General features: G+C 68.8%; 14 protein-coding genes. 11 read left to right on the top strand and 3 right to left on the bottom strand.

The features are described 5' to 3' along the window. The 5 genes from GTH22_RS03050 (at position 1) to GTH22_RS03030 (ending at position 4,362) form a co-directional block, all read left to right on the top strand. Positions 1-432, top strand: a complete 432-nt coding sequence (locus GTH22_RS03050; protein ID WP_252943097.1) for a DUF934 domain-containing protein — start codon at positions 1-3, stop codon at positions 430-432. An 84-nt stretch (positions 433-516) separates the two neighbouring features. Then, the gene (locus tag GTH22_RS03045) at positions 517-1,374 is read left to right on the top strand and encodes a ferredoxin--NADP reductase (protein ID WP_252943096.1); all 858 of its coding nucleotides are present in this window, start codon (positions 517-519) and stop codon (positions 1,372-1,374) included. A 55-nt stretch (positions 1,375-1,429) separates the two neighbouring features. Continuing rightward, on the top strand, positions 1,430-2,044 hold the full coding sequence (locus GTH22_RS03040; protein ID WP_252943095.1) for a MarC family protein: 615 nt from the start codon (positions 1,430-1,432) through the stop codon (positions 2,042-2,044). A 32-nt stretch (positions 2,045-2,076) separates the two neighbouring features. Continuing rightward, entirely contained in the window at positions 2,077-2,658 is a 582-nt protein-coding gene (locus GTH22_RS03035; protein WP_252943094.1) for a TIGR02281 family clan AA aspartic protease, read from the top strand. A gap of 111 nt (positions 2,659-2,769) precedes the next feature. Beyond that, the gene (locus GTH22_RS03030) at positions 2,770-4,362 is read left to right on the top strand and encodes a tannase/feruloyl esterase family alpha/beta hydrolase (protein ID WP_252943093.1); all 1,593 of its coding nucleotides are present in this window, start codon (positions 2,770-2,772) and stop codon (positions 4,360-4,362) included. Positions 4,363-4,511: 149 nt separating this feature from the next. Here the strand turns inward: GTH22_RS03030 and GTH22_RS03025 are convergent, their stop codons facing one another. Together GTH22_RS03025 and GTH22_RS03020 are read right to left on the bottom strand one after the other, a co-directional pair. Further along, positions 4,512-4,976: a DNA polymerase III subunit chi gene (locus GTH22_RS03025; RefSeq protein WP_252943092.1), complete on the bottom strand. Its 465-nt coding sequence runs from the start codon at positions 4,974-4,976 to the stop codon at positions 4,512-4,514. Positions 4,977-4,981: 5 nt separating this feature from the next. After that, the gene (locus GTH22_RS03020; protein ID WP_252943091.1) at positions 4,982-6,442 is read right to left on the bottom strand and encodes a leucyl aminopeptidase; all 1,461 of its coding nucleotides are present in this window, start codon (positions 6,440-6,442) and stop codon (positions 4,982-4,984) included. A 156-nt stretch (positions 6,443-6,598) separates the two neighbouring features. Here GTH22_RS03020 and lptF point away from each other — a divergent pair, with 156 nt between their 5' ends. The 6 genes from lptF to rsmA all read left to right on the top strand — a co-directional run bounded on the left by lptF (position 6,599) and on the right by rsmA (position 14,325). Next, positions 6,599-7,735, top strand: coding sequence for an LPS export ABC transporter permease LptF (gene lptF, locus GTH22_RS03015; protein ID WP_252943090.1), 1,137 nt, complete (start codon positions 6,599-6,601; stop codon positions 7,733-7,735). Next, positions 7,732-8,841, top strand: a complete 1,110-nt coding sequence (gene lptG, locus GTH22_RS03010) for an LPS export ABC transporter permease LptG (RefSeq protein WP_252943089.1) — start codon at positions 7,732-7,734, stop codon at positions 8,839-8,841. The genes lptF and lptG overlap by 4 nt, the downstream gene beginning before the upstream one ends. Beyond that, complete coding sequence (locus tag GTH22_RS03005; RefSeq protein WP_252943087.1) at positions 8,841-11,003, top strand: LPS-assembly protein LptD; 2,163 nt, start codon at positions 8,841-8,843, stop codon at positions 11,001-11,003. Before lptG ends, GTH22_RS03005 begins: the two co-directional genes overlap by 1 nt. A 152-nt stretch (positions 11,004-11,155) precedes the next feature. Further along, the gene (locus tag GTH22_RS22025) at positions 11,156-12,484 is read left to right on the top strand and encodes a peptidylprolyl isomerase (RefSeq protein WP_256471547.1); all 1,329 of its coding nucleotides are present in this window, start codon (positions 11,156-11,158) and stop codon (positions 12,482-12,484) included. Further along, positions 12,462-13,502: a 4-hydroxythreonine-4-phosphate dehydrogenase PdxA gene (gene pdxA, locus GTH22_RS02990; protein WP_252943084.1), complete on the top strand. Its 1,041-nt coding sequence runs from the start codon at positions 12,462-12,464 to the stop codon at positions 13,500-13,502. The genes GTH22_RS22025 and pdxA overlap by 23 nt, the downstream gene beginning before the upstream one ends. Beyond that, positions 13,489-14,325 (top strand): 16S rRNA (adenine(1518)-N(6)/adenine(1519)-N(6))-dimethyltransferase RsmA, encoded by an 837-nt coding sequence (gene rsmA, locus GTH22_RS02985; RefSeq protein WP_252943083.1) that lies wholly within the window; start codon positions 13,489-13,491, stop codon positions 14,323-14,325. The genes pdxA and rsmA overlap by 14 nt, the downstream gene beginning before the upstream one ends. Positions 14,326-15,448: 1,123 nt before the next feature. Here the strand turns inward: rsmA and GTH22_RS02980 are convergent. Beyond that, positions 15,449-16,090 carry a DUF4167 domain-containing protein gene (locus GTH22_RS02980; RefSeq protein ID WP_252943082.1) on the bottom strand — a complete coding sequence of 214 codons (642 nt, stop codon included), beginning with the start codon at positions 16,088-16,090 and terminating at the stop codon, positions 15,449-15,451. Positions 16,091-16,106: the final 16 nt, after the last annotated feature.

The following is a 16,106-nucleotide window of genomic DNA, read 5'->3' as shown; positions in this document are numbered from 1 at the left end:
ATGACCGAGACAGCAAACACAATCGTCACCGACACCGGCTTCTCTCTCGAAGACTGGACCCACGGCTTCACCCCGCTCGAAGAGCTGGGTGAAAGCCCCGCCGCGCCCGCGCTGGCGGTCGATCTCGGCCCCGCCGACGACCCGGCCACGCTTTCGGCCCGGCTCGACCAGATCGACCTGATCCGCGTCGCCTTTCCCAGCTTCGCCGATGGCCGTGGCTTCACCCATGCCAAGGCCCTGCGCCGCATGGGCTTTGCCGGTCGCCTGCGCGCCGCCGGTCACGTGATCTCGGATCAATACGCCATGGCGCGCCGCTGTGGCTTCGACGAGGTCGAGATCTCCCCGGATCTCGCCGCCCGCCAGCCCGAGGCCGAGTGGAAATTCCGCGCCGACTGGCAGGCGAACGACTACCAGTCGCGCCTGCGCGGCTGAGACCCATCGCAGCCATCCGCCAACCCTGATACAGATCAAAGCACCAAGGAGCCGCGAGGCCGAGACTGCCCGCGACAGATGCCCATGACCGAACAGAGCCCCGTGACCCAAGCCCAAGCCCAACCCGTCAAAGCCGCCCCCGCCCTGCCCGACGCCCAGACCGTCACGCAGGTAAAGCACTACACCGATCGGCTGTTCAGCTTTCGCTGCACCCGCCCCGCCTCCATGCGCTTCCGCTCCGGCGAGTTCGTGATGATCGGCCTGATGGGCGATGCTGACCCGAAGACGGGCAAGCAGAAACCGCTGCTGCGCGCCTATTCCATCGCCTCCCCCTCCTGGGACGAGGAGCTGGAATTCTACTCGATCAAGGTGCAGGACGGCCCGCTGACCTCCAAGCTCCAGCACATCCAGCCCGGCGACGAGCTAATCCTGCGCCCCAAGCCCGTCGGCACCCTGGTGCACGACGCCCTGCTGCCCGGCAAGCGCCTCTGGTTCTTCGCCACCGGCACCGGCTTCGCGCCCTTCGCCTCGCTGCTGCGCGAGCCGCAAACCTATGAAGACTATGATGAAATCGTCATCACCCACACCTGCCGCGAGGCCGGCGAGCTGACCTATGGCCGCGAGCTGATCGAAAGCCTCAAGGATGACGAGCTGCTGAACGAGGTGATCGGCGAGGGCTTCTGGAAGAAGATCCGCTACTACCCGACGACGACCCGCGAGGAGAGCGCAAAGATGGGCCGTATCACCGACCTGATGCGCAGCGGCGAGGCCTTCACCGACCTCGAATGCACCCCGCTCAACCCCGAGACCGACCGCGCCATGATCTGCGGCAACCTCGCCTTCAACCTCGAACTGAAGGAGATGTTGGAGGGATACGGGCTCGAAGAGGGCGCCAACTCCAAGCCCGCCCATTACGTGGTCGAAAAGGCCTTTCTCGACTGAGCTTCCCGGCGCGGCGGCTCTTGCCCCGCCGCGCCTTTCGCCCTAGTCGGGGCAGATGGATACCGCCTTCCTCATCTCCGCCTTCGTCACCCTCTTCGTGGTGATCGACCCGCTCGGCCTCGCGCCCCTCTTCGCCGCCCTCACCCAGGATGACAGCCCGGCCCGCCGCCGCGCCATCGCCTTCCGCTCGGTGGCGATCGGCTTCGCCCTGCTCTGCCTCTTCGGCATCGCCGGCGAGGCGGTGCTCGGCTTCGTCGGCATCTCCATGCCCGCCTTCCGCATCGCCGGCGGCCTGCTCCTCTTCCTCACCGCGCTCGAAATGCTCTTCGAGCGCCGCACCAAGCGCCGCGAGGACCAGACCGAGGAAGACCGCCCCGATCCCTCGATCTTCCCGCTGGCCACCCCCCTCATCGCCGGACCCGGCGCCATCGCCTCGATGATCCTTCTGTCGGGCGCCCCCAACGCCACGTGGTCCTCCACCCTTCAGGTGATCGCCGTCATGGCCACGGTGCTCGCCCTCGTGCTGATCCTCTTCCTCGGCGCGGGCCTGCTCCAGCGCCTCCTCGGCAAGACCGGCATCAACGTGGCCACCCGCCTCCTCGGCATGCTGCTGGCCGCCCTCTCGGTGCAATTCGTCATCGACGGGCTGCGCGACCTGTCCCTGCTCTAGCAAACCCGCCGTTCCCGCCCTAAGTATTTGGTATGGACGGCGATACCCTCGGACGGCTCACCTATCTCATCCTGCTCGGCGTCTTCGTCGGCGGCTATTTCTTCGTGTCCGGCCGCACCAACTGGGGCCAGACCGCGCGCCACGCCGCGCTCTGGGTCTTCATCTTCCTCGGCGTGATCGTGGCCTACGGCCTCTGGGACGACGTGAAACGCGAGGTCGCCCCCCAACAATCCGTCTTCGAGGGCGATGGCCGCGTCGAAGTGCCCGTCTCCTCCGACGGCCACTACTACCTCACACTCGACATCAACGGCGCCCCCACCCGCTTCGTGGTCGACACCGGCGCCTCCGACATGGTGCTGAGCCAGGACGACGCCCGCGCCGCCGGGATCGACCCCGAAACCCTCGCCTACATGGGCCGCGCCAACACCGCCAACGGCGAGGTACGCACCTCTCTGGTGCGCCTCGACGAGGTCCGCCTCGGCGCCATCACCGACCGCAACGTCACCGCGCTGGTGAACGACGGCCAGATGAACGGCTCCCTCCTCGGCATGCGCTACCTCGAGCGCTTCGCCTCCGTCAGCTTCTCCCGCGGCGAGATGATCCTCCAGCGCTGAGCACCCCCTCGCATTTTCTATGCGCTGCGCATGTTTTCAATTGGCGAAGTTCCCGCCCCGGCCTGACGCTGAGGCAACGCGCCGGGAGGGCGCGCCAAGGGAGGAACCTTCATGACACGCACCCGCTTTACCGCGGCCGCGCTGCTGCTCGCCACCAGCCCCGGCCTCGCCACCGCCGCCCCCGATGCCAAGGGCTGCACCGCCCTGCGCGGCCTCGCCGTGCCGCCCGAGGCCATCGGCCTGCCCAGCGGCGGCGCCGACATCCACACCGCGACCTTCGTGGAAACGCCCACGCCCTACTGCCAGCTGAACGGCGCCATCGACCCGGTCGACCCGGCGGCCCCCGACATCAACTTCCAGGTCAACCTGCCCGCCGACTGGAACGGCAAGGCCCTCCACTACGGCGGCGGTGGCTACAACGGATCGCTCGTCACCGGCCTTGACCAGGCCAAGTTCAACCCCGAGAGCGAGCCCACCCCGCTCGAAAAGGGCTACGCCACATGGGGCAGCGACAGCGGCCATCAGTCCGGCTCCTCGCTCTCCGGCGAGTTCATGCTGAACGAGGAGGCCCTGCGCAACTTCGGCGGCGAACAACTGAAGAAAACCCGCGACGCCGCCATGGCCGCCCTCACCGCCTTCTACGGCGAGGAACCTTCCCGCACCTACTTCCAGGGCAGCTCCCAGGGCGGCCACGAGGCGATGATCGCCATCCAGCGCTGGCCCGATGACTACGACGGCGCCCTCGTCACCCACCCCGCCAACCCCTTCGTCGGTCTCCAGCTTTCAGGCATCCGCGCGGGCCAGGCCTTCTACGCCGAGGGCGCCTACATGTCCCCCGCCGATGTCGAACTGCTGAACGGCGCAGTTTTCGCCGCCTGCGATAGCCTCGACGGCGCAGAAGACCGGCTGATCGGCAACATCGCCGCCTGCGAAGCCGCCTTCGACGTGCAAAGCCTCGCCTGCGAAGGCGACACCGCGCAAGAAGGCCAATGCCTCACCCAAGCCCAGATCACCGCGCTCGACGTGATCGCCACCCGCACCGAAACCCCGCCCCTGCAAGGCGGCGCAACAGGCTTCTCCGGCTGGCCCATCTACCTCGCGGGCGACCTCTACGGCCTCTGGGGCATGGGCAAATCGCCCGAGCTCACCAACCCGCCCACCCCGGTCGCCAATTTCGGCCTTGCCGTGCTGGCCGACCCGATGATCCGCTACGGCGTGCTGGCCGACCCGAACGCCAACACGATCGAGTTCGACCCACAGGCCCACGCCGCCCGCCTCACCGAGCTGTCGGAAATCACCGATGCGGTCGAGGCCGACATGTCCGCCTTCGCCGCCAAGGGCGCCAAGATCCTGCTGATGCACGGCACCACCGATTTCGCCATCCCCTTCGGCAACACCGTCGACTGGTATGACCGCGTGGTGGCGGAAATGGGCGAAGACGCCACCCGCGACTTCCTGCGCTTCTGGTTGGTGCCCGGCTTCGGCCACGGCTCCGGCGAGTTCCAGATGCGCTGGTCCAGCCTCGATGCGCTCGACGCCTGGGTCGAAGAGGGCACCGCTCCCGAAAGCCTCACCATGACCGACGCGGCGCAAGCCACCGCAGGCCGCAGCCGCCCGATGTGCGAATACCCCGGATTCGCCCGGCTGAACGACGGTGCCAACGACCTCGATGCCGCCACCAGCTACAGCTGCGTCACCGAGTAGCCCGTGTCCATTTTCTTGCTGTAAATATCTCCCGCCGGAGGCCCAAATCTCTTCCGGACCTCCGGCAACCCCGGCCACCGACATGGCCGAAACTGCCCGCCCGCGCCTCAGGCGTAGGGCGGGACTTGTCCCGCCACTCCGAACAGCCGCTACCCGCCGCTCTCGGCCTTCTTCTCCCAGCGCCCGCTCTCTTCCGACCAGTATTCGGCCACGGCCCCCGCCCCGGTCAGCGCCTTCCACTGGCCCCGCGCGTGCTGCACAGCGTCGGGGTCATGGCCGTCAAACAGCACGCAGACCCGCTCCAGCGCCGCAACCTCCTCCGGCTGCACCCCGGCCCCATCCACCGCCATCAGGCAGGTGGCCCCGTTCGGCATTTCCGCGCTGGTAGTCAACAGCACCGGCTGCAAGGCATCATGCGGCCCACCGGCCCGGCCATGGGCCAGAAAGGTCTCATCCGGGCCGGCCCAGAGCTTCTCGTCCAGCCAGCCCATCCGCCCCTCGTCCCGGCCCCGCACCGCCACCCGCCAGCCTGCCGCGAGGCTGCGCTCCAGCAGCACCGGCAGGGTGGCTTCCAGCGGGCGCTGGGTCAGGTGGTAGAACATGGCCTTGCCCACGCCGGTCAGCCCTCGTAGCCATCCGCGATCAGCCGGTTCAGCGCCAGAACGCCCCAGCCCGAGGCCCCCTTCGGCCCCAGCGCGGGGGCCTCGGCGGGCTGGGCCACACCGGCAATGTCGAGGTGGATCCACGGCGTCTCGTCCTTCACGAACCGGCGCAGGAACTCCGCCGCCGTGATCGACCCGCCCCAGCGGGTGCCCACGTTCTTCACATCCGCCTTCCGGCTCTTCAGCAGCTTGGCGTAGCTCTTGCCCAGCGGCATCCGCCACGCACCCTCGCCCTCGGCGGCGGCGGCCTTCAGGAAGGCCCCGGCAAAGCTGTCATCGTTGGAGAAGACGCCCGCGTTGTCATGGCCCAGCGCCACGATGATCGCGCCCGTCAGCGTGGCAAGGTCCACCATCGCGGCAGGCTTGAACCGCTCCTGCGCGTACCACATTACGTCGGCCAGAACGAGGCGGCCCTCGGCGTCGGTGTTGATCACCTCCACCGTGTCCCCCTTCATGCTCTTCACGATGTCGCCGGGCCGTTGGGCGCGGCCATCCGGCATGTTCTCGACGAGGCCGACAAGGCCCACCACGTTGGCCTTGGCCTTGCGCGCCTTCATCAGCTGCATCACGCCGCTGACCACGCCCGCGCCGCCCATGTCCATCGTCATGTCTTCCATGCCGCCCGCAGGCTTGAGGGAGATGCCGCCGGTGTCGAAGACCACGCCCTTGCCCACCAGCGCCAGCGGCGGCTCGTCGCCACCGCCGTTCCACTGCATCACCACCACCTTGCTCGGGCTCTCCGAGCCGATGCCCACACCCAGCAGGCAGCCCATGCCGAGCTTCTCCAGCTCGTCCTCCTCCAGCACCTCCACCGTAAGGCCATCGCCCTCCAGCGCCTTCAGCCGGTCGGCGAAGCTGGTGGTGGTCAGCACGTTGGCGGGGGCGTTCACGAGGTCACGGGTAAAGGCCACGCCCTCGGCCATGGCCTGCACCACGGCCCCGTCGATCTCGTCGGGCTTGTTCACCATCACCGTGATTTCGGGCTGCGGCTTGGGCGCCTTCGAGGTCATCTCCACGTAGTCATAGGCCCCCAGCATCGCGCCGAGCAGCACCGCGTCCACCCGCTTTGCGCCCCCCGCCAGCACCAGCACCGGGCCCTCGCCCGCCGCCTTGCCGATCGCGGCACCGGCGCGCCGGGCGTCTTCCAGCGAGGGGCGGCGCGACAGCCGCACCACCTGCACCGCCTCGGCCTCGAGGCCCGCAGGCCAGGCCAGATCCTTTGCCTCGCCCTCTTCCAGCTTGGCAAAGGCCTCGCTCTCCACGAAGCGCTTCAACGCCCCCTTGGCGAGCCGATTCACCCGCCGCGCCGCCACGTCGAGCTGGCCGCTCTCCGGCACAAGCACCGCAATCCGCCCCCCTGCACCGGCAATGGCGTCGATCTCGGTTTCCTTGAGGGTAAAACGGGGCAGTTCGGTCATTGGGGCGACTCCTTTGGGTTCTGGCTGCAATAGCTAGGGCAGAAAGCGGCAAAAGGAAAAGGGGGGCCATCCGCCTGCCCCGCCATTAACGGTTTCCCCGCCGCCTCCGATCAGATAGCTTTGCCGCCAATCAGAACACCACCCCTGGGGCAGCCGGTGCCGCGATACGACCGTTACATCCTTGCGCAACTGCTGGTGCTCTTTGGCTTTTTCTCGCTGGTGCTGGTCTCGGTCTACTGGGTCAACCGGGCCGTGATCCTGTTCGACCAGCTCATTGCCGATGGCCAGTCCGCCGGGGTCTTCGTCGAATTCACCGCACTCTCGCTGCCCAACGTCATCCGACTCGTGCTGCCGATGGCGGCCTTCGTGGCCACGGTCTATGCCACCAACCGGCTCGCCTCGGAGAGCGAGCTGGTGGTGGTGCAGGCCACCGGCTTCTCGGCCTGGCGCATGGCGCGCCCGGTGCTGCTGTTCGGCATCTTCGTGGTGGTGCTGATGGCGGCGCTGGTGCATGTGCTGGTGCCCGCCTCACGCGGACAGCTCGCCGAGCGGCAGGCCGAGATCGCCAACAACATCACCGCCCGCTTCCTCACCGAGGGCCAGTTCCTGCACCCCGCCTCCGGCATCACCTTCTACATCCGCGAGATTTCCCCCGAGGGCGAGCTGCGCGACGTGTTCCTCTCCGACGCCCGCAACCCCGAAGAACGCACCACCTACACCGCCGCCCGCGCCTTCCTCGTGCGCCAGGAGACCGGGCCCAAGCTGGTGATGTTCGACGGCGCGGCCCAGACCCTCTCGGCCGAAACCGAACGCCTCTTCACCACCTCCTTCTCCGACTTCTCCTACGACATCGGCTCGCTCATCACCTCCACCGCCTACGCCCGCACCGACATTCGCCACTACCCGACGCCCGCGCTCTTTGCCCCCTCCCCCGAGCTGCTCGAGATTACCGGGCGCAGCAAGGCCGAGTTCACCTACGAGGCCAACCTGCGCATCGCCCAGCCCTTCACCGCGCTGATCGCGGCGCTGATCGGCTTCGCCACGCTGATCACCGGCGGCTTCTCGCGCTTCGGGGTCTGGCGGCAGATCCTCGTGGCGGTCGGGCTGCTGATCTTCGTGCAGGTGCTCGAAACCATGGCCGCAGGGGCCGCGCGCAAGGATGCCGCGCTCTGGCCGCTGGTCTACCTGCCGCTGTTGGTGGGGCTGGTCATATCGGCGGGGCTGCTGTGGTATGCCGACCGCCCCTTCATCTTCACCCGGCGGCGCAAACCCCGGCCGGAGGCGGCGACATGAAGCTGCATTTCTACTTCGCCCGCAAGTTCGCCCTCGCCCTCGCCGGGGTCTTCGCGGTGTTCGCCATCCTGCTGACCCTGCTCGACATCGTCGAACAGCTCCGCCGATTTTCCGATGCCGATATCACCTTCGGCGGCGCCTTCGCGCTCTCGCTGCTCTCGGTGCCCCAAACGCTCTACCGCATCCTGCCGCTCATCGTGCTGCTGGCCACGCTGGTGCTGTTTCTCGGCCTCGCCCGCAGCTCCGAGCTGGTGGTGACACGGGCCGCCGGGCGCTCAGCGCTCCGGGCGCTGGTGGCACCGGTCATGGTGGCGCTGCTCCTCGGCGCGCTGGGGATCGCGGTGATGAACCCGATCGTCGCCGCCACCCAGGTGCGCTACGAGCAGAAGGCCGCCGATCTCTCTTCGGGCGGCGGCTCAGTGCTCTCGATCTCCGGCGAAGGCCTCTGGATGCGCCAGGGCGGCCCCGAGGGGCAAACCGTCATCCGCGCCGCCCGCGCCAGCCTCGACGGCACCTCCTTCGAAGGCGTCACCTTCCTGAGCTTCGCCCCCGAAGGCGGCGCGGTGCAGGGGCCGGTGCAGCGCATCGAGGCGGCGGCGGCCCGGCTCGAACCCGGACGCTGGGTGCTGGAAGACGCAAAGGTCTGGCCCCTCGTCGGCGTGGCCAACCCCGAGGCCGCCTCCACCCGCGCCAGCGAAATGGAGCTGGCCTCCGCCCTCACCCTCGACCAGATCCGCGACAGCTTCGGCACCCCCTCCGCCATCCCGATCTGGGAGCTTCCGGGCTTCATCGCCAACCTCGAGGGCGCGGGCTTCTCGGCCCGGCTGCACCGGGTCTGGATGCAGATGGAACTCGCCCTGCCGCTCTTTCTCATGGCCATGGTGCTGGTGGGAGCCGGCTTCACCATGCGCCACACCCGCTTCGGCAAGACCGGGCTGATGGTGCTGCTGGCGCTGATGCTGGGCCTTGCCCTCTACTTCATCCGAAACTTTGCGCAGATCCTCGGCGAGAACGGCCAGATCCCGGTGCCCATGGCCGCATGGACCCCGCCGATCGCCGGCATCCTCGCCTCCCTCGCCCTGCTCTTGCACCTGGAGGACGGCTGATGCGGCGGCCCCTTTTCGCCTCTCTCATAGCGGCAGCGGGCCTCTGTGCCCTGCTCCTCGGCCCGGCCCGTGCGCAACAGGCCGATGATGCCGTGCTGCTGGCCGACCGGGTCGAGATCGCCGGCACCGACAGGCTGATCGCCACCGGCAACGTCGAGGTGCTGCAAGGCACCACCCGCCTCACCGCGCGCCAGATCATCTACGACCAGAGCACCAACATGCTGGTGATCGACGGCCCGATCGCCCTGACCGATGGCCCCGACACGGTGATCCTCGCCTCCGACGCCGCCCTCTCGACCGACCTGAGGAACGGCCTCCTGCGCTCCGCCCGCATGGTGCTGAACCAGCAGCTCCAGCTCGCGGCAGCCGAAATCAACCGGGTGAACGGGCGCTACACCCAGCTCTACAAAACCGTCGCCTCCACCTGCCAGGTCTGCGGCAAGCGCCCGGTGCCGCTCTGGCAGATCCGCGCCAAGCGGATCATCCACGACGAGCAGGAACGCCAGCTCTACTTCGACGGTGCCCGCTTCGAGGTCGCCGGCGTGCCGGTCATGTATCTGCCCCGCCTCCGCCTGCCCGACCCCACGCTCAAGCGCGCCACCGGCTTCCTGTCGCCCACCTTCCGCTCCACCGACAAGCTCGGCTTCGGGGTCAAGATCCCCTATTTCATCACGCTCGGCGATCACGCCGACCTCACCCTCACGCCCTATCTCTCCACCAATTCCACCCGCACGCTCGAGTTTCGGGCCCGCCGCGCCTTCCGCGCCGGCACTCTGAGCTTCGAAGGGGCGGTGTCGGAAGACGATATCCGCGAGGGCGAGCTGCGCTCCTACGCCTTCGTCGCGGGCCAGTTCGACGTCGGCCGCGGCTACGCGCTGAACTTTGATATCGAGACCGTCTCCGACACCGGCTACCTGCTCGACTACGGCTATTCCGACAAGGACCGGCTCGACAGCGCCGTCGAGATTGCCCGCACCCGGCGCGACGAGAACTTCCGCGCCAACATCACCGCCTACCGCTCGCTGCGCGACGGCGAAAGCAACGAGACCCAGCCCACCATCACCGCCGACCTGCACTGGGAAAAGCGCTTCACCCCTGCGCTCATCGGCGGCTCGGCGGGCTTCACCTTCGACCTGCACCACCACTACCGCCGCTCCGACCTCGCCTTCGACAGCGCCGATGCGGACCTCATCGTCGATGGACGCGATGTCACCCGCGCCTCGGCCCGGCTCGACTGGCGGCGCGACTGGCTGCTGGGCAACGGCATGATGATCGGGGCGCTCGGGGCGCTGAACTTCGACCACACCAGCATCAGCGACGATGCCGCCTACTCCGAAAGCGAGTTTGTCGTCACACCGCAGGCCGCCGTCGAGCTGCGCTGGCCCTTCATCCGCCGCTCCGCCTTCGCCACCCACATCCTCGAACCCATCGTGCAACTCGCCTGGACCCCCGAGAGCGACGTGGCCCTCCCCAACGACGAAAGCACCCTGCTCGAACTCGACGAGGGCAACCTCTTCTCGCTCGACCGCTTCCCCGGCGGCGACGTCTACGAGCGCGGGCTGCGCGCCAACCTCGGCCTGCGCTGGACCCGGTTTGACGCCGACGGCTGGACCCTCGGCGTCACCCTCGGCCGGATCATCCGCGCCGACGATCTCGGCCAGTTCACCGGCTACCCGGGGCTGGAGGGCACCAAGTCCGACTGGCTCGCCGCCGTGCAGCTCCAGCTTCCCAACCGGCTGACGCTGACCAATCGGGCGCTCTTCGATGACAACTTCTCCTTCGCCAAGAACGAGCTGCGCGCCTCCTGGTCCACCGACCGGCTCTCGCTTGCGGGCTCCTACATCTGGATGGAATCCAACCCCCTCGAAGACCGCCCCCTCGACGTGAACGAACTCACCCTCGACACCGCCTGGCAGGTCGATGACAACTGGCTGCTCTCGCTCGACTGGCGCTACGACGTCGAGCAGGACCGCGCCGCCGAGGCCACCTTCGGCATCGAGTGGCGCAACGAATGCGTCGAGGTCGATCTCGCCGTGTCCCGCCGCTTCACCTCCTCCGCCGCCGTCGACCCCACAACCGATATCGCGCTTCAGGTCTCGCTCTCCGGCTTCGGCGCGGGCCGCGCCTCCCAGCGCCATCTCGCCCGGGGCTGCCGGGGCTGACCCGCCCTTCACGGCCACCCCCGGACTCGTTATCCAGAGCCTTCTAGGGATGACAAACCTCCGCACCTTTGCGATAAGTCACCAACAATGACGAGAACAGCTTGCAGGCACCCATGATGACATCGCGTTTCCCCCATTTGCTGCGGTCGGCGTTGGCCCTCCTTCTGCTGCTCTGCCTGCCCGCCAGCGCCCAGGTCTCCTCCGCCGACCTGTTCAAGCCGGTGGTCACGATCAACGGCAAGGCCGTCACCAACTTCGAGGTGCAGCAGCGGATCGTGATGATGAAGCTGTTTCGCACCCCCGGCGATGTCGAAAGCCAGGCCCTCGACGCCCTGATCGACGACCGCCTGCGCTTCCTTGCCGCCGAAGACCTCGGGCTGTCGCTGACCGAAGAGCAGATCCAAGCCGGCGAAACCGAGTTTGCAGGCCGCGCCGAGCTCACCCGTGACGAGTTCCTCCAGGCCCTCGCCGGGGCCGGTGTCGCGCGCGAGAGCTTCCGCGATTTCGTCGCCGCCGGCCTGCTCTGGCGCGAAGTGGTCGGCCAGCGCTTCTCCGCGCAGGCCCAGGCCCAGGTCAACGAGAACGACATCCAGCACGCCATCTCCGCCACCTCCCGCCGCGGCGGCGGCGTGAAGGTGGACTTCGCCGAGATCATCCTGCCCGCCAACACCCCGGCCGCCGCCGCGCAGGCCCAGCGCATCGCCGCCGAACTCGGCGGCACCACCATGTCCGAAGCCGCGTTCTCCTCCGCCGCCCGGCGCTACTCCGCCTCGCCCTCGCGGGGCCGCGGCGGGCGCGTGCCCGAGCCGGTGCCGCTCGGCAACTTGCCCGCACCGATCGCGCAATCCTTCCTCACCCTGCCCCCCGGCGGCGTGACCGAGGCCTTCCCGATCCCCAATGCCATCGCCATCTTCCAGCTCCGCCGCCTGATCGACACCGACGATCCCGGCGAAGAGCCGATCGCGCTGGAATACGCCCGCTTCCTCATCCCCGGCGGCCGCACCGAGGACACGCTGGCCCAGGCCGCCAAGATTCGCGCCCGCGTCGACAGCTGCAACGACCTCTACGGCGTCGCCAAGGGCCTCCCGCCCGAGCGCCTGACACGTGAAACCAAGGCCCCCGCCGATGTGCCCGGCGACATTGCACTCGAGCTGGCCAAGCTCGACGCCGGCGAAAGCTCCACCGCCCTGACCTCCGGCAACGCGCTGGTCTTCCTCATGCTCTGCGGCCGAACCACCGCCACCCTCGCAGATCCCAACTCCAACGACAGTTCCGCCCCTGCCGCCACCGCCAACGCGCAGGAGGCCGCAGAAGCCCGCGCCGGCGCAGAGGCCCCCGAGGCCTCCGAAACCGCCGTCGAAGGGGTGCCCGAAGTGCGCCGCGCCGCGGTGCGCGAACGCCTCGTGAACCAGATCATCGCAGGCTACGCCGAGGGCTACCTCGCGGAGCTGAAGGCCAATGCCATCATCCTCTACCCCTGAGGTGGGCGCAGATCCCGCCTCGGACCGGGGCACACCGCGCCCCATAGCCCTCTCCTGCGGCGACCCGGCCGGCATCGGCCCCGAAATCGCGGCTAAGGCCTGGCGGCGCCTGCGCGGGGCGCGGCCCTTCGCCTATATCGGCGCCCGCCACCAGCTGCCCCCCGGCCTGCCGGTGCAGCCCGTCGCCAACACCGCCGAAGCCGCCGAGGTGGCCGCCGAGGCCCTGCCCCTGATCGAAATCGACTTCCCCGGCGCCAGCCGCCCCGGCGCCCCCGACCCCGCCGATGCCCCCGCCGTCATCGCCGCCATCGAGCGCGCCGTGCAGGAGGTGCAGCAGGGCCACGCCGCCGCCCTCACCACCTGCCCGATCTCCAAGCTGGCGCTGATCGAGGGCGCGGGCTTCGCCTTCCCCGGCCATACCGAGTTTCTGGCCCACCTCGCAGGCGGCACCCACCGCGCGGTGATGATGCTGGCCTCCGACAAGCTGCGCTGCGTGCCCGTCACCATCCACATCCCGCTCTCCGAGGTGCCCGAGGCCCTCTCCCCCGGCCTGCTCACCGACACCATCCGCATCACCGCCGCTGCCCTGCGCAGCGACTTCGGCCTGCCCGCCCCGCGCCTCGCCATCGCCGGGCTCAACCCCCACGCGGGCGAAGGCGGCAAGATCGGCACCGAAGAGCTCGACTGGATCGAGCACACCCTCGACGACCTGCGCGCCGAAGGCCTCGCCCTCGCCGGCCCGCTCCCCGCCGACACCATGTTCCACCCCGCCGCCCGCGCCCGCTACGACGTGGCGCTCTGCATGTATCACGACCAGGCCCTGATACCGGCCAAGACGCTCGCCTTCGACAGCGCCGTCAACGTCACCCTTGGCCTGCCCTTCATCCGCACCTCGCCCGACCACGGCACCGCCTACGACATCGCGGGCAAGGGCATCGCCACCCCCGCCTCGCTCTGCGCGGCGCTCGAAATGGCCGCCTCCATGGCCCGCGCCAGAGGTCTCCATGCCCCCGATTGACAGCCTCCCCCCGCTGCGCGAGGTGATCGCCACCCACGGGCTGGCGGCCAAGAAGTCGCTCGGCCAGAACTTCCTGCTCGATCTCAACCTCACCGCCCGCATCGCCCGCGTGCCCGGCGACCTCACCGGCGCCGATGTGCTCGAGGTCGGCCCCGGCCCCGGCGGCCTCACCCGCGGGCTGCTGGCCTCCGGCGCCCGCCGCGTGCTGGCGATCGAGAAAGACAGCCGCTGCCTGCCTGCCCTCGCCGAGATCTCCGCCGCCTACCCCGGTCGGCTCGAGGTGATCGAAGGCGACGCGCTCGAGATCGACGCCCGCGCCCACCTCTCCACCCCCATCCATGTCGTGGCCAACCTGCCCTACAACGTCGGCACCGAGCTGCTGATCCGCTGGCTCACTCCCGCGGCGTGGCCGCCCTACTGGCAGAGCCTCACCCTGATGTTCCAGCGCGAGGTGGCCGAGCGCATCGTGGCCCAGCCCGGCGGCAAGGCCTACGGCCGCCTCGCCGTGCTGGCGCAATGGAAGGCCGAGGCCCGCATCGCCCTGACGCTCCCGCCCGAGGCCTTCACCCCGCCCCCCAAGGTCTCCTCCGCCGTGGTCCACCTGCGCCCCCGCCCCGAGCCCGCCTTCCCCGCCGATCCGGTGATGATGGAGCGGGTCGTGGCCAAGGCCTTCAACCAGCGCCGCAAGATGCTCCGCGCCGCGCTGAAAGGCATGCACCCCGAGATCGAGGCCAAGCTCGAAGAGGCCGGCATCAAGCCCACCGACCGCGCCGAAACCGTCCCCATAAAAGGCTTCGCCGCCCTCGCCCGCGCCCTGAGCTGACCCCGCCCCACGCCTCCGCAAACCTGCCCACTGGCCCGCGCCACGCGCCAGCCCAGGCGAACCTCCAAGCCCCTCCGCCGGCCTCCCCCTCAACGCCCTCACCAGCCCCGACCCCAAGCCCATTCTCCCGCAGCAATCTCTCTCGGGGCCACGGCGAAAACACCCCCACACAAACACTCCCCACCACCCACGAGCCGCCCTGAAAAGCCGCCCTCGCCCCCCCAACCGACGCGGCACCAGAACCGCCCGGCCCCCGAACGCCCCCACTCCCCAACCCCGTCCATCCCTGCATCCTTGTTCCGAGCATCGCCACAGGCACAAAATCAGATCCCCCGCGCCTCCCCCCAAAACCACCACCAGCAGCCTCCCCCCTCCCCGAAGCCCTCCTCCCGCGCATTAACCCTAACCCCCATTAACCTTAACGCCCGCGCCGCACCCCCAACCCCAAACCCCATTTTCTTGCTGCAAATATCTCCGGGGGCGTGGGGGCAGCGCCCCACTCCAACCCCCGCCCTAGGCGCCTCCCCTCAAAACCACCACCAGCTGCCTCCCACGGCCCCAAAGCCCTCCCCCCAAACGCATTAACCCTAACCCCCCTTAACCCTAACGCCCGCGCCCCAACCCCAACCCAAAACCCCATTCTCTTGCTGCGAATATCTCCGGGGGCGTGGGGGCAGCGCCCCACTCCACCCCCCTCCCCACGCGCCACCACCAGCAACAAGCCGCCGCCCCCCGCGCCCACAACCTTCACCCAACACAGCACCCAATTCGCCCATCCCACCGAATGCTCCCGCTTCCGCCCACACCCACGCCTCATGTTCCAAGCAACACCGGGAGCACCACACCCAGAGCCCAATGACCTCCCCACCACGCCCCCGCGCACCAACCTAACTCTGCCCGCAAACCCTCCACCCCCGCATTAACCCCAACCCCCGTTAACCCTAACGCCCGCGCCGCACCCCCACCCCAAACCTCATTTTCTTGCCGCAAATATCTCCGGGGGCGTTGGGGCAGCGCCCCCACTCCCGGCCCCTCCCCACGCGCCACCACCCAAAACCCACCCCCCAAAACGCAAAACGCGCCCCAAAGGGACGCGTCTCACAAACTCTGAAAAGGCAGGCCCCTACTCGGCGGCCTTGGTCTCCGGTGCAGGACCTGCGCCCTCGCCCCCCGCATCGCCACCACCGGTATCGGCGGGCTTGCGGGTGCGCTTGCGGCGCGGCTTCTGCGGCTTGCTCTCCGGCGTCTCCACCAGCCCGCTGTCGCCGCTCTCGGCCTCCATCACGTCCATCACGTCAGAGCCGGCCCCGCCGCCCTGGTTGCCGCCACCCTGGTTGCCGCCCTGGTGTCCACCACCCTGGTTGCCACCCTGATTTCCGCCACCCTGGTTGCCACCGCCCTGGTGTCCACCCTGGCCGTTGCCACCCTCTTCGCCCTGCTGGCGGTCCTGGCCGTTGCCACCCCCCTGCTGCGCGTTGTTGTTGTTCTGGTTGTTGTTCTGCTGCTGGCGTTCCTGCTGCTCACGCATCGCCTCGCCCAGCATACGGATGTAATGCTCGGCGTGCTGCTGGAAGTTCTCCGCGGCCACCCGGTCATTGCCGAGTTGCGCATCGCGAAACAGCTGCTGGTACTTGTCAATGATCTGTTGCGGGGTGCCGCGCACCTTGCCCTCGGGCCCCGAGCTGTCGAAAACCCGGTTTACGATATTGCCCATCGAGCGCGAGCGGTTCCCCTTGGAACGCGAACGTGACTTGGAAGATCTCATGTATTAACGGTCCGCC

The organism is Oceanicola sp. 502str15 (genome assembly GCF_024105635.1).
Classification (GTDB): Bacteria; Pseudomonadota; Alphaproteobacteria; order Rhodobacterales; family Rhodobacteraceae; genus Vannielia.
The sequence above is the reverse complement of the archived record's forward strand: the minus strand, read 5'-3'. Positions and strand labels throughout refer to the sequence as shown.